Origin of the sequence: Kitasatospora sp. NBC_00240, assembly GCF_026342405.1 — a bacterium.
Taxonomy (GTDB): domain Bacteria; phylum Actinomycetota; class Actinomycetes; order Streptomycetales; family Streptomycetaceae; genus Kitasatospora.
Window position 1 is genome coordinate 3,837,948 of sequence record NZ_JAPEMU010000001.1, and the last position, 13,212, is coordinate 3,851,159.

The window sequence follows — 13,212 nt, forward strand, 5'->3', positions numbered from 1 at the left end:
CGCCCGTACGGTTGACAAGCGCGGACCGGCCTTGCGCGGCCGGTACGACCGGGCCGTACGGCGGCCGTGACGACCGGGCCCGGTCGCCCTGGGCCGGCCCGGCGGCGGGCTCAGGTCTCCCGCTCGGGACGGTAGTCCTGCTCGGCGACGCCGAAGGTCCAGGCCACGCCGCCCGGTCCGTCCGGGTGGCCAGCGGCACCCGCAGCCAGTACGTCCGGAAGGTGCCGTCCGGCTCGGCCGTCGAGTTGACCACCTCGACCATCACCACCGGCTCGTCGTCCGGCAGCTGGATCCGCCAGAGCACGCCGGTCTCGTCGCGGTGCAGCGGCTCGGCGCCCGAGTCGGCGAGGTAGCGGTCGTAGCCGTAGTGCTCCAGCATCACGCGGCGCAGCTCGGCGTTCTCCTCCTCGCGGATCCGCTCGGCGGTCAGGCCGTCCAGCCCGGCCAGGAAGTCCTCGGGCACCGGCAGGCCGCGCCAGGCGTGCAGGGCGAACCCGTCGGGGTAGGCGAGCGCGGGGCCGTCCGCGCGGTCCAGCCGGCCGGCCTCGTCCCGGTGCAGCGTGGTCGGGCGGGCGGCGACCAGCGCGACCCGCTCGTACGGCCACCACCAGCCGGCGTGCCGGGCGACGCCGGCGAGGCCCGCCAGGTCGGCGAGCTCCCCGTCGAAGCCGGGGCCGGCCGCGTCGAAGGCCGACAGCCAGGGCGCGTCGTGCTGCCCGAGCACGGCGTCCAGCAGGGCCGACCGGACGGTGCGGACGGCAGCGGCGGCCCGCGCCCGCACCGGGCCGTCCGCGTCCTCCTCGGCCTCGGGGGCCAGCCGGTCGGTCAGCACGCCCTCGATCCGCCCGGTCAAAGCCTGGGTCTGCGGCCACAGCTCGCCGCCGGTCAGCGCCCAGAGCCGGGCCCAGCCGGCCCCGCCGAGCCGCTCGCGCACCTGCCGGCGGGCCCGCTCCCAGGGCGCCGTGCGGACCCGCTCGCGGACGCTCGGCCCGGCCGCGCCCGGCACCGCGGCCACCCCGGCGGCGGCCAGCCGCTCACGGGCGGCCGCGAACACCGGGGCCGCCTGCGCCGCGCCCGGGCCGGCCAGTACGGCCTGCGCGCCGCCGCCGAGGATCAGGGCGGCGGCGAGCGCCTGCAGCGGCGAGTCCAGCCGGACCACGGCCGCCGGGTCGGCGAGCCCGGCGGCCCGGTAGGCCGTCCGTACCGCCCGCTCCGCCGCGGCCCGGTCCCGCGGGGCGTCGGCGACGGGCGCGGTGGCGACGGCGACCCGGCGCCAGTCGGCGGCCACCCGGGCGGGGTCGGCCGTCGCGGGGTCGGCCGGCCGGGTGGCCGGCGGGAGGACGGCCGGCGGGGCGGCGAGGGCCCGGTCGGGCCGGTCGGTCTGCTGGGTCATCGTCCTGCTCCTGGTTCCTGCGTCCTGGGGGTGGGCTGCCGCCGCGCGGGCGGTTCGGACCGACGTGTCCTGTTGTCGGGCGCTCTCAGTCGGCCACGACCCGGACGGCGCCCGGCAGGTACTCGCGCTGGCGCACCACCCGGTACCAGCCCCTGGGCAGCGGGATCACGGCGTGCTCCTCGTGCACCACCCGGCCGCCCTCCGGCAGGTGCAGCCAGGCGGTGGCGAACGGGCCCGGCTCCCGGCGCAGTTCGCCGGGCCCGACCACCGCGTGCGCGTGGCCGGTCACCTCGCCCAGGGCCAGCACCAGCCGCCCCCGGGCGTCCCGCGGCTGCCCGGGCAGGCCGGCCACCCGCTGCGGGACAGCCGCCTCCTCCACCGGAACGATCAGCACATCACCCTGCCGGTACACGGCGCCTCCCCGCACTCGCTGCCTTCTTGACGACACGGCAGACGCTACGGGCGGGGTCCGACAACGAGCCCCCGGGCGCCGCCGGCCACGCCCGGGCGGACCGCCCGCGAGCGCTGTCGGCGGCACCTGGTAGACAAGGGTCAGCCCCTTCCAGCCCGAGGAGACGCGCCATGGCGATCGGCCGGCACATCGAGGAATTCCACGGCCTGCCCGTGTTCAACGTGGAGGCCGCGCTCGCCGACGGCAAGCCGCTGCCCGCCGCCGGCGAGGTCGCCTGGCGCCTGCACCTGGACTACGACGGGGACGGGAGCTTCGAGGAGCTGTGGGAGTCCTTCCTCACCGCCGTCGACGGCACCGCGGTACGGGCCCTGGTGATCGGCTCCTGGTGGGGCGACGACGCCATGGACCCGCTCACCGAGTCGCTGGCGCTGATCGTGCGCAGCGCCGAGCGGCTGCCCGCCCTGCGGGCCCTGTTCCTCGGCGAGGTGACGTACGAGGAGAACGAGATCTCCTGGATCCAGCCCGCCGACCTCACCCCGCTGCTGGAGGCCTACCCGCGACTGGAGGAGCTCGTCGCCCGCGGCGCGTACTCGACGTACGGCGAGGTCGCGCCGCCGTACCTGCGGCCGCTGCGGCACGAGCACCTGCGCGCCCTGCGCTTCGAGTCCGGCGGCCTCTCCGGCACGGTCTCCCAGGCGATCGGCGCCTGCGAGCTGCCCGCCCTGGAGCGGCTCGAACTCTGGCTCGGCACCGAGTGGTACGGCGCGGACACCACCCTCGACGACCTCGCACCGCTGCTCGACGGCGGCCGCCTGCCCGCACTGCGCCACCTCGGGCTGGAGAACAGCGACCTCACCGACCAGCTGGCCGCCGCCCTGGCCGGCGCACCGGTGGTGGCCCAGCTGTCGAAGCTCAGCCTGGCCCTCGGCACGCTGAGCGACCAGGGCGCGGCCGCCCTGCTGGCCGGCCAGCCGCTCACCCACCTCGCCGCGCTCGACCTGCACCACCACTACCTCTCCGAGGAGATGCAGCAGCGCCTGAAGGACACCGTGGGCGCGGCCGGCACGGCACTGGACCTCTCCCAGCAGCAGGACCTGGACGACGACCGGCCCTACGTCGCCAACGGCGAGTGACCCGGCAGCCCACCCGAGCCCCGACGGACGACCGACAGCGATGACACCGGCCCCGCCGACCGACCCGACCGCCCCGCGGCTCACCGTGCTGGGCAACCCCGGCCACCGGCGGGTGGCGCTGTTCGCCGCCGCCGTCCGGGCCTCCGGGCTGCCCGAACCCGCCGTGCTGCCCTGGTTGGACGTGCTGCGCGGCGAGTACCGGATCGAGCCGGGCACCCTGCTGCGGGTGGACTCCCCCGGCGAGGACGAGGCGGTGGACAGGCTGCTGCGCGGCGCCGCACTCGGCCCGGGGTACGCGCCGACCCGGGTGGAGGGCAGCGCCGCCTGGTACGCCGGGTTCACCGCAGCGCTGGCGGGGGTGGACCGGGCGGTCGGGGCCGCCCCCGGGGCCCGGCTGCTGTCCGCGCCCGCCGAGATCGCCGTGATGTTCGACAAGCGCCGCACCCACCGGCTGCTGGCCGGCGCGGGCGTGCCCGTCCCGCCGGCGCTCGACCAGTCGGCGGGGCCCGTCACCGGCTGGGCGGACCTGAAGGAACGGCTGGCGGCGGCGGGAATGCGCCGGGTCTTCGTCAAACCCGCCCACGGCTCCTCCGCCTCCGGGGTGCTGGCCCTGGAGTCCGGCCCGCGCGGGCGGCTCTCGGTCACCACCTCGGTGTCCTGGCAGGGCGGCGAACTGCACAACTCGCTGCGGGTGCGCCGCTACCAGGAGGAGGCCGGGATCGCCGCGATCGTGGACCGGCTGGCGCCGGACGGCCTGCACGTGGAGCGCTGGATCCCGAAGTCCGCCCAGCACGGCCGGGCGGCCGACCTGCGGGTGGTGGTGGTCGCCGGCCGGGCCACCCACCTGGTGGTGCGCACCAGCACCGGCCCGATGACCAACCTCCATCTCGGCGGCGCCCGGGGCGACACCGAGCTGCTCCGGGAGGCGGCCGGCCCGCACTGGACCACCCTGCTGGAGACCGCCGAGTGGGCGGCCGGGTGCTTCCCCGGCTCCCTGGCCGCCGGCGTGGACGTGCTGCCCGGGGCCGACTGGCGGCGCTACCTGGTCGGCGAGGTGAACGCCTTCGGCGACCTGTTGCCCGGTCTGACCGGCCTGCCCGGCGGCCCCGCCGAAGGGCTCGACACCTACGCGGCCCAACTCGCCGCCGTACTCGCCGGCCCGGCCCGCCCGACCCCGGCCGCCGGCCCCGCCGGCAGCACCGGACCTTCCCCCGCCGCCGACCCGTCCCGCCGTACCGACCCGTCCCGTACCGGCGCCCGGACCGGTACCGTCGCCCCGCCCCCAGGCCATGGAGCCACCCCGTGAACCACGCTGTCCCGCCCCCGGCCCCGGCCATGCCCCCGGCACCCGACATGAACGAGATCGTCGGCAGTCACGACCTGCTGCTGGTCACCCTCGACACGCTCCGGTTCGACGTCGCCCGGGAGCTCGCCGAGGCCGGCCGCATCCCGCACCTGGCGGCCGTCCTGCCGGGCGGGCGCTGGGAGCGCCGGCACGCCCCCGGCAGCTTCACCTACGCCTCCCACCAGGCCATCCTGGCGGGGTTCCTGCCGACCCCGGCCAGCCCTGACGGCCCGCACCCGCGGCTGTTCGCCGCCCGCTTCGCGGGCTCCGAGACCACCGAACCGCGCACCTGGGTGTTCGACACCCCGGACCTGCCGTCCGCGCTGGCCGCGGCCGGGTACCGGACGGTCTGCATCGGCGGCGTCGGCTTCTTCAACAAGCAGGGCCCGCTCGGCTCGGTACTGCCGGGGATGTTCCAGGAGAGCCACTGGGAGCCGGAGTTCGGCGTGCCCTCGCCGGTCTCCTTCGAGGCCCAGGTGGCCCGCGCCGAGGAGGTCGCGGCCGGGCAGCCCGCCGGGCAGCCGCTCTTCCTGTTCCTCAACGTGGCCGCCCTGCACCAGCCGAACTGGTTCCACCTGCCCGGCGCCACCCGGGAGCACGGCGACAGCCGGGCCAGCCACGCCGCCGCCCTGGAGTACGTCGACCGGCACATCGGGCGGCTGTTCGCCGCGATGAGCCGGCGCCGGCCGTGCTTCGCCGTCGTCTGCTCCGACCACGGCACGGCGTACGGCGAGGACGGGTACACCGGGCACCGGATCGGCCACGAGGTCGTCTGGACCGTCCCGTACGCGCACTTCACCCTGCCCGGCCCCGCCCAGGACCTGCCCGGCCCCGCCCAGGAGACGCCGCCCCGATGACCACCACGCTGCCGCTGCTGACCGGCGCCCCGTCGGCGGACTCCCCGTACCGCAGCTACGTCTACGCCTATCCGCACAAGACGGCGTACCGCCGGCTGCCGGACCGGCCCGCGCTGCGCGACCTCTGGGCCGGCGAGCCGCAGCACGCGCTCTCGCTCTACCTGCACATACCGTTCTGCGAGGTGCGCTGCGGCTTCTGCAACCTGTTCACCCGGATCGGCGGCCCGGAAGGCCTCACCACCGCCTACCTGGACGCGCTGGAGCGGCAGGCCGACGCGGTGCGCGGAGCCCTGGACGAGGGCGCCCGGTTCGCCCTCGCGGCCTTCGGCGGCGGCACCCCGACCTACCTGAGCGCCGCCGAGCTGGAGCGCCTGTGCGACATCGCCGAGCGGCGGATGGGCGCCGACCTGCGGGCGATCCCGCTCTCGGTGGAGGCCTCGCCCGACACCGCCACCGCCGACCGGCTGGAGGTGCTCGCCGCCCGCGGCACCACCCGGCTCAGCCTGGGCGTGCAGTCCTTCCTGGACGAGGAGGCGAAGTCCGCCGTCCGCCCGCAGAAGCGCGCCGCGGTCGAGGCGGCGCTCGGCCGGATCCGCGCCGCCGGCTTCCCCGTCCTCAACATCGACCTGATCTACGGCATCGAGGGCCAGACCCCCGTGAGCTGGCTGCGCTCGCTGGACGCCGCCCTGGCCTGGCAGCCCGAGGAGCTGTACCTCTACCCGCTGTACGTGCGCCCGCTGACCGGCCTCGGCCGGCGCGCCGGCGAGCACGGCTCGCGGGCCTGGGACGAGCAGCGCCTCGCCCTCTACCGCGCGGGCCGGGACCACCTGCTCGCGCACGGCTACCAGCAGGTCTCGATGCGGATGTTCCGCCGGGCCGGTTCGCCGCAGGCCGGCACCGACGAGTACAGCTGCCAGAGCGACGGCATGGTGGGCCTGGGCTGCGGGTCCCGCTCGTACACCGCCGCCCTGCACTACTCCTTCGACTACGCGGTGGACGCCACCCAGGTCCGCTCGATCATCGACGACTACGTCTCCACCACCGACTTCGGGCACGCCGAGTACGGCCACCGGATGGACGGCGAGGAGGCCCGCCGGCGCCACCTGGTGCAGTCGCTTCTGCAGGCCGAGGGCCTGGACCTGGCCGACTACCGGCGGCGGTTCGGCACCGCCGCAGCGGACGACTTCGCCGCCGAGCTGGCCGCACTGCGGGCGGCCGGCCGGCTCGCCGACACCCCCGGCCGGCTCCGGCTCACCCCCGAGGGCCTGGCCCACTCGGACGCCGTCGGCCCGGACCTCTTCTCCCCCGCCGTGCGCGACCTGATGGCCGCCTACGAGGCGAAGTGAGCGGCCGCCCGCCCGCCGACCTGGGCATGCCCGTATTCCGCCCGCCGGCCGGCCAAGGCTTGCCCGCGTTCCCCCCGCCCGCCCCCGCGCCGCTGGACCTGACGATCCTGTACCGGGGCCCGCTGGCCTCCTGCGACTACGACTGCCCGTACTGCCCGTTCGGCAAGCGGCGGGACACCCCGGAGCAACTGCGCGCCGACCGGGCCGCGCTGGACAGGTTCGCCGCCTGGGCCACCGGGCAGCGCGGCGACACCCTCTCGCTGCTGTTCACCCCGTGGGGCGAGGGCCTGGTCCGCTCCTGGTACCGGGAGACGCTGGCCCGGCTGAGCCGGCTGCCGCACGTGCGGCGGGTGGCGATCCAGACCAACCTCAGTTTCCGCACCGACTGGCTGGCCGGCGCCGACCTCGGCACCCTCGCCCTCTGGGCGACGTACCACCCGGGCGAGGTGACGCACGAGCGGTTCCTGGCGAAGTGCCGGGAGCTCACCGCGCTGGGTGTGCGCTACAGCGTGGGCGTGGTCGGCGAGCCCGAGCACCTGGAGCCGGCCCGCCGGCTGCGCGCGGAGCTGCCGCCCGAGGTCTACCTCTGGGTGAACGCCGCCGAGGGGCGCACCTACACCGACCCGGAGGCGGCCCGCTGGACCGACCTCGACCCGCTCTTCGCGTACAGCCGCACCCCGCACCCGAGCGCCGGGCAGCCCTGCCGCACGGGCCGCACGGTGATCTCGGTGGACGGCGCGGGCACGGTGCGGCGCTGCCACTTCGTCCGCACCGAGCTGGGCAACCTGTACGACGGCTCGTACCGCGCCGCGCTCGGCCCGCGGCCCTGCGAACTGGCCGTCTGCGACTGCCACATCGGGTACGTCCACCTGGAGACGCTGCCGCTGTACGAGGTCTTCGGCGAGGGCGTGCTGGAGCGGATCCCGCACGGCCGGTGAGGTGGCGCGCGGCGGCCGGCCGCCGCCGGCCGGTCAGCGCTGCTGCGCGCCGCCGAGCAGGACGGTACCGAGGGTCAGGGAAGCACCGCCGGCCACCGGGCCCCCGGCCGCCGCGCCGCCGACCGGGCCGCGGCGGGCGAGTTCGCGCTCCCAGCGGGCCAGGTCGCGGGCGGCGTCGGCGCGGGCCTCCGCACCCGCCGCGCCGGCCCCGGGCGCTCCGGCCGGCGGCTCCGCGAGCTCGCGCAACAGGTCGACGGCGAGCAGCAGTTCACCGGACCGGGCGAGCCAGAGCGCGAGGTCGTGGCAGGTCCGCAGGGTGCGCGGGTCGGCCGGACCGCAGACCCTGGCGAACTCGGGGAGCACCCCGCGCAGCAGCCGGACGGCCTCGACGGCGTCCCCGTCGGCGCCGCGCGCCCAGGCCTGGTCGGCCCGTTCCCTGAGCTCCTCCGGACTCGGGCCGGCCGGAGCGGCCGGCGGCGTCGGGCCGGCCTCGACCGCCGACAGCCGGCGGCGGACCTCGGCGGCGTCGGCCGGCCGGTCGGCCGGGTCCTTGGCGAGCAGTTGGAGGATCAGCGCGGCGAGTTCGGGGCCGGCGCCGGGCGGCGCCGCCGGAGTGTCGTTGAGGTGCTGGTACATCAGGGCGACCGCGTTGTCGGCCCGGAACGGCTTCGCGCCGGAGCAGAGCTGGTAGAGCACGCAGCCGAGCGCGTACAGGTCGGCCCGGCCGTCCACCACCCCGCCGGACCACCGCTCGGGCGAGAGGTAGTGCGGGCTGCCGATCACGCTTCCGGTGCTGGTGAGACCGGCCGACTGGGTCTCCAGCCGGGCGATGCCGAAGTCCAGGACCTTGGCCTCGTGGTCGACGGTGATCATGATGTTCTCGGGCTTGATGTCGCGGTGCACCACGCCCGCGCGGTGGGCCGCGTCCAGCGCGCCGCAGACCTGCCCGGCCCAGCGCAGGGCGAGCCCCGGCGCCGGCACGCCGTCCTTGAGCACCTCCGCCAGCGAGCGGCCCCGCACCAGCTCCATCACCAGGTAGTGGGTGGCGAAGCCGCCGTCCCGGACCTCCCCCAGGTCGTACAGGGTCACGATGTGCGGGTGCGGGAGGTTGCCGACGGTCCGGGCCTCGGCGATGAAGCGCCGCACCTCGCGCTCGTCGGCGGCATGCTCCTCCGAGATCACCTTCACCGCCACCGGGCGTCCGACCTTGGCGTCGAAGGCCTCCCAGACCACCCCGAAGCCGCCCCGGCCGATCCTGCGCACCATTCGGTAGCGACTGTCCAGTACGTCCCCGACCTGCATGACCGCCCCCAACTCCGCCCGATTCGAACGAGTTTCACGATAGCGGTGGGGCGGCCCGGCGGGCGGCGGACGGGTCGCGACCCGCCGCCCGCCGCGTGCGCGGGCCCGCGTACCCCTGGCCTAGGGGTTGACCTTGGGCAGCCCGGGCGGGTTGATCTCGGAGGCCTTCACACCCTCGTTCTCCAGACCCCAGCGCTTCAGCACCTGCCCGTAGCTGCCGTTCTTGATGATCTCGTCCAAGGCCTGGTTGAGGGCCTTGACCAGGCCGTTGTCCTTCCTGGTGGTCGCCGCGATCTTGCCCAGGACCTCGGCGCCGCCACCCGAGTAGGTCCCGATCACCTCGGTCTCCCCGGTCTGGACGGCGTGGAAGGCCGCGCTCGGGTTGGGGCCCAGGTAGGCGTCGATCCGGCCGGAGGAGAGCGCCAGGTAGTAGTCGGTGGAGTTCTGGTAGTACTTGATGTCCACCGGCTTCAGCCCGGCCTTGACGTTCTCCTCGTTCCAGGAGACCAGCAGCTTCTCCTGGTTGGTGCCCGAGGTGACCGCGATGGTGTGGCCGGCCACGTCCTTGGGCCCGGCGACCTTCCAGCTGCCGCCCTTCTTCGCCTCGAAGCCGAGGATGTCCAGCCGGTAGGTGGCGAAGTCGTACTTCTCCTTGCGGGCCTCGGTGACGGTGATGTTGCTGATGCCCACGTCGTACTTGCCGCTGTCCAGGCCGACGAAGATGTTCTCCCAGGAGACGGGGTTGAACTCGACCTTCAGGCCGAGGACGTTGCCGACCAGGGCGGCGATGTCGGGCTCCACGCCGATCACGGTCCGGTCGTCGTCGGCGTAGAAGTCCAGCGGCGGGACGGTGCCCAGCGAGTCGACGACCGTCAGGGTGCCTTTCTTCCTGATCTCCTCCGGGACGAGCGCCGCGACGGCGTCCACCTTCGGCGTGGTGACCCGGTTCTGCTCCGGCGTGAGGTTCACCGAGGATCCGTCCGGCGCGGTCGCGGCGCCCTTGGGCGCGGAGAGGTCGGCGGCCGTGTCCGGGGAGCTGCCGCAGGCGGCCAGGGTGAGGACGGCGGCGAGCGGGGCGGCGGCCAGCAGGGCGCGACGGGGTAGGGACATGGCGGAACTCCTTACGGGGGTGCGAACTTCGAAGAAAGCAGGATCCGGCGGCAGGCTTCGGCGCGGCCTAGACGAGTAGATCCGAAGTGCCCGATGGTGTCTGGCAGCTGGCTGGCATCATGGGAGTCTGATCTTGAAGGAGTGCTGACCGCGTGAGACTCATCTGCGATCCCGTGAACGGCGAAGTGGATCTCACGGCGTCGGCAGAGGAACTGAACCGTTTGGCGGCCGCGGTGGCCGAGGGCGAGGGGCTGCTCAGCTCCACGCCCTCAGCGGGCAGCGACGCCCTGGCGGGGATCGAGGTCAAGAAGACTGCCGGCCCCGGTGTCCTTGTCCATCTGGGTTCCGGGCGGCGGTTTCTTGTGATCAGCGGTGACTCCGCCGGCAGGGCGGTGCTCGCGGAAAACCTGCGCGGCATGGCTTCCGCTGAGGACGGCGGCCACCTCCACATCGACTACTTCCCCGGGCACTTCTACCTTGCTGAAGGGTCGCTGCCGTTGGTGGTCAACAGCCCGCACGGAGGCATGCCAACCCGTTGAATGGACCGTTGGTTGCTGCGGTCAATGGTCGTAGGCGACGAGCGACCGGGTGACCGGTGCGCCGATCTTGTTGTTGTGCCAGATCCCGGCTGCCATCGCCAGGATTCGCTGGGCGACCCGGATGGCGACGCCCTCGAAGGTCCGCCCGCCGTGTTCCTCCAGGTCGAGCTGGCCTTTGAGGGTGTCGTTGACCGACTCGATCAGCTGGCGGACCTTCTTGAGCATCGGTTCCCCGAACCGCTGTTTCTCCCGCTTGCGCGAGGGCCTCAGCAGTTGGATTCCCTGCTCGCCCAGGGCCTGCTCGAAGGGCACGGACGCGAAGCCCTTGTCCGAGATCAGCAGGATGCCCGCGCGGTCGGCGACCAGTCCGGCGTCAACCTCTAGCATCGCGGCGAGGACTTCGCGTTCACCGATCTTCGGGTTGGCCAGTGCCCACATGATCGGCATCCCGGTCGGAGTGCAGACCAGGTACAGCCGCAGGCCCCAGAAGAAGCGGGAATGCGAGGCGCAGTAGCCGTAGCCGGCCCAGCCCGCCAGGTTCGATCGCTGGACGGTCGGGCGTGAGGTCCCGCACGGGACCGGGGTGGAGTCGGTGATCCACACGGTGTCGGTCCAGAAGTCGCTGTCCATTGCGAGTTCCCGGATCATGCGTTTGACCAGCGGGAGCGCCGCGCGGAGGCGCTTGTTGTAGCCCGCTCGCTGCGGCAGATACGGGAACATGCTCCACAGGTGCTTGTTCGCGTAGCGCAGCCAGCGGGCCTCGGAACGGAAGCCGAGCAGGGCCTGCGCTACCGCCAGGCAGACGAGTTCGGAGTCGCTGAGCAACGGCGGCCTGCCGAGGCATCGGGTTCCTCCGAGCTCGTCGTCAATCTTCACGTACAGTGCGGTCAAGAGGGTGTTCAGGTCTGTCGTCACACACGGATCTTGGACACCCTCGCCCCTTTGACGGGCCCGAACTTCGGATCTACTCGTCTAGAGGACCTTGGAGAGGAAGGCACGGGTGCGCTCGTGCTGCGGGTCGTCCAGCACCGCGGCGGGCGGACCCTGCTCGACGACGAGCCCGCCGTCCATGAAGACCACCGTGTCGGCCACCTCGCGGGCGAAGCCGATCTCGTGCGTCACCACGATCATGGTGGTGCCGGAGCGTGCCAGGTCCTTGATCACGTCGAGCACCTCGCCGACCAGCTCCGGGTCCAGCGCCGAGGTCGGCTCGTCGAACAGCAGCACCTTCGGCTCCAGCGCGAGCGCCCGGGCGATCGCCACCCGCTGCTGCTGGCCGCCGGACAGCTGGCGCGGGTAGGCGTCCGCCTTGTCCGACAGGCCCACCCGGGCGAGCAGCGCCAGCGCGGACCGGCGGGCCTCGGCCTTCGGCTGCCGCAGCGCGCTCACCGGCGCCTCGACGATGTTCTCCAGCACCGTCAGGTGCGGGAAGAGGTTGAAGTTCTGGAACACGAAGCCGATGCCGGTGCGCTGGCGCAGCACTTCGCGCTCCTTCAGCTCGTGCAGTTTGCCGCCCGAGCGCCGGTAGCCGATCAGCTCCCCGTCGATCGCCACGAAGCCGCGGTCGACCTTCTCCAGGTGGTTGATGGCGCGCAGCAGGGTGGACTTGCCCGAGCCGGACGGCCCGAGCACCACCGTCACCGACCCGGCCGGGACGAGCAGGTCGACGCCGCGCAGCACCTCCAGGGCGCCGAAGCGCTTGTGCACGCCCCGGACCTGCACCATGGCGTCGGTGGTGGTCGTGGTCATGAGCGGCCTCCGGTGAACGGTGCGGTGCGGCCGGCCGGCGGGGTGCGCCGGGTGGCCTGGACGGTGCGGACGAAGTCCCGGGCCCGCTGCAGCGGGGTGGGCGGCGGGGTGCGCCGCGCGCCCCGGGCGAAGTGGCGCTCCACGTAGTACTGGCCGACCGAGAGCAGGGTGCTGAGCAGGATGTACCAGACGGTGGCGACCATCAGCAGCGGCACCACCCGGCCGGTGCGGCCGTAGACCACCTGGACCTGGTAGAAGAGTTCGCCGATCGCCATCACGTAGACGATCGAGGTGCCCTTGAACAGCGAGACGACCTCGTTGGCGGCGGCCGGCAGGATCCCCCGCATGGCCTGCGGCAGGACGATCCGCCAGGCCTGCCGGAACCGGGGGATGCCCAGTGCGGACGCCGCCTCCGTCTGGCCGCCGTCGACGGCGATGATGCCGCCGCGGATGATCTCTGCGGCGTAGGCGGCCTGGTGCAGGGCGAGGCCGAGCACGGCGGCGCCCATCGCGCCGAGGACGCCGACGGTGTCGAAGGACCACACGGTCGGCCCGAACGGGATGCCCACCCCGAGGCGCTTGTAGAGGTAGGAGAGGTTGAACCAGAAGACCAGCTGGACGATCAGCGGGATGGACCGGAAGGCCCAGATGTACGCCCAGCCGATGGTCTGCAGGATCGGGCTGCGGGAGAGCCGCAGGGCAGCCACCCCGGCACCCAGCAGGAAGCCCAGGACCGTTCCGTAGAAGGTCAGTTGGAGGGTGATCCAGACGGAGCGCAGGATCGTCGTGGTGCTGAAGAAGGCCCGGAAGGTGGGCCAGTCCCAGCCGGGGTTGGTGGCCAGGCCGTGGGCGAACTGGGCCAGGACGACGAGGGCGGCGACGCCGGCCGCCCAGCGCCAGGGGTGGCGGGCGGGGACGATCCGCAGGTTGTCTGGATCGTCCGGTGACCCGGTGGCGGGCGGGCCGGCCGCGGCGGGCGGCTCCTTGCGGACGAGGACGGGCACGGGGCCGGCGGGCTCCGCGGACGTATCGCGGTCCGCGACAGTCCCGGTGCCGGGCTCGGTGCCGGTGGTGGCGGTCATGGGGGG

At 74.2% G+C, this 13,212-nt stretch carries 12 protein-coding genes and 1 pseudogene; 6 read left to right on the top strand and 7 right to left on the bottom strand.

Going from position 1 to position 13,212, the window contains the following annotated elements:
* Positions 1 to 110: 110 nt before the first annotated feature.
* Both OG689_RS16170 and OG689_RS16175 read right to left on the bottom strand, forming a co-directional pair.
* Positions 111 to 1,159 (bottom strand): annotated as a pseudogene (locus OG689_RS16170) (DUF6745 domain-containing protein).
* A 319-nt stretch (positions 1,160 to 1,478) separates the two neighbouring features.
* Positions 1,479 to 1,805: a hypothetical protein gene (locus tag OG689_RS16175; RefSeq protein WP_266321099.1), complete on the bottom strand. Its 327-nt coding sequence runs from the start codon at positions 1,803 to 1,805 to the stop codon at positions 1,479 to 1,481.
* A gap of 170 nt (positions 1,806 to 1,975) precedes the next feature.
* On the opposite strand from OG689_RS16175, the gene OG689_RS16180 reads away from it, so the two are divergent.
* The 5 genes from OG689_RS16180 to OG689_RS16200 all read left to right on the top strand — a co-directional run bounded on the left by OG689_RS16180 (position 1,976) and on the right by OG689_RS16200 (position 7,424).
* On the top strand, positions 1,976 to 2,938 hold the full coding sequence (locus tag OG689_RS16180; RefSeq protein WP_266321100.1) for an STM4015 family protein: 963 nt from the start codon (positions 1,976 to 1,978) through the stop codon (positions 2,936 to 2,938).
* 40 nt (positions 2,939 to 2,978) lie between these two features.
* Positions 2,979 to 4,244, top strand: coding sequence for an STM4014 family protein (locus tag OG689_RS16185; RefSeq protein ID WP_266321102.1), 1,266 nt, complete (start codon positions 2,979 to 2,981; stop codon positions 4,242 to 4,244).
* Positions 4,245 to 4,291: 47 nt separating this feature from the next.
* On the top strand, positions 4,292 to 5,140 hold the full coding sequence (locus OG689_RS16190) for an STM4013/SEN3800 family hydrolase (RefSeq protein WP_266327177.1): 849 nt from the start codon (positions 4,292 to 4,294) through the stop codon (positions 5,138 to 5,140).
* A complete protein-coding gene (locus tag OG689_RS16195) occupies positions 5,137 to 6,486 on the top strand; it encodes an STM4012 family radical SAM protein (protein WP_266321104.1) in 1,350 nt (449 codons plus the stop codon). The genes OG689_RS16190 and OG689_RS16195 overlap by 4 nt, the downstream gene beginning before the upstream one ends.
* A 92-nt stretch (positions 6,487 to 6,578) precedes the next feature.
* Entirely contained in the window at positions 6,579 to 7,424 is an 846-nt protein-coding gene (locus OG689_RS16200; protein ID WP_266327179.1) for an STM4011 family radical SAM protein, read from the top strand.
* Between the two features lie 33 nt (positions 7,425 to 7,457).
* Here the strand turns inward: OG689_RS16200 and OG689_RS16205 are convergent, their stop codons facing one another.
* Positions 7,458 to 8,726, bottom strand: coding sequence for a serine/threonine-protein kinase (locus OG689_RS16205; protein ID WP_266321106.1), 1,269 nt, complete (start codon positions 8,724 to 8,726; stop codon positions 7,458 to 7,460).
* Between the two features lie 120 nt (positions 8,727 to 8,846).
* Entirely contained in the window at positions 8,847 to 9,836 is a 990-nt protein-coding gene (locus tag OG689_RS16210) for an ABC transporter substrate-binding protein (protein WP_266321108.1), read from the bottom strand.
* A gap of 152 nt (positions 9,837 to 9,988) precedes the next feature.
* Here OG689_RS16210 and OG689_RS16215 point away from each other — a divergent pair, with 152 nt between their 5' ends.
* Positions 9,989 to 10,375 carry a hypothetical protein gene (locus tag OG689_RS16215; RefSeq protein ID WP_266321110.1) on the top strand — a complete coding sequence of 129 codons (387 nt, stop codon included), beginning with the start codon at positions 9,989 to 9,991 and terminating at the stop codon, positions 10,373 to 10,375.
* A gap of 21 nt (positions 10,376 to 10,396) precedes the next feature.
* Here the strand turns inward: OG689_RS16215 and OG689_RS16220 are convergent, their stop codons facing one another.
* Genes OG689_RS16220 through OG689_RS16230 form a run of 3 tightly spaced genes read right to left on the bottom strand, consistent with a single transcriptional unit; the run spans position 10,397 to position 13,206 of the window.
* Positions 10,397 to 11,290 carry an IS982 family transposase gene (locus OG689_RS16220; protein WP_266321112.1) on the bottom strand — a complete coding sequence of 298 codons (894 nt, stop codon included), beginning with the start codon at positions 11,288 to 11,290 and terminating at the stop codon, positions 10,397 to 10,399.
* Between the two features lie 57 nt (positions 11,291 to 11,347).
* Positions 11,348 to 12,124 carry an amino acid ABC transporter ATP-binding protein gene (locus OG689_RS16225; protein ID WP_323189296.1) on the bottom strand — a complete coding sequence of 259 codons (777 nt, stop codon included), beginning with the start codon at positions 12,122 to 12,124 and terminating at the stop codon, positions 11,348 to 11,350.
* Positions 12,121 to 13,206 carry an amino acid ABC transporter permease gene (locus OG689_RS16230; RefSeq protein WP_266321113.1) on the bottom strand — a complete coding sequence of 362 codons (1,086 nt, stop codon included), beginning with the start codon at positions 13,204 to 13,206 and terminating at the stop codon, positions 12,121 to 12,123. Before OG689_RS16230 ends, OG689_RS16225 begins: the two co-directional genes overlap by 4 nt.
* Positions 13,207 to 13,212: the final 6 nt, after the last annotated feature.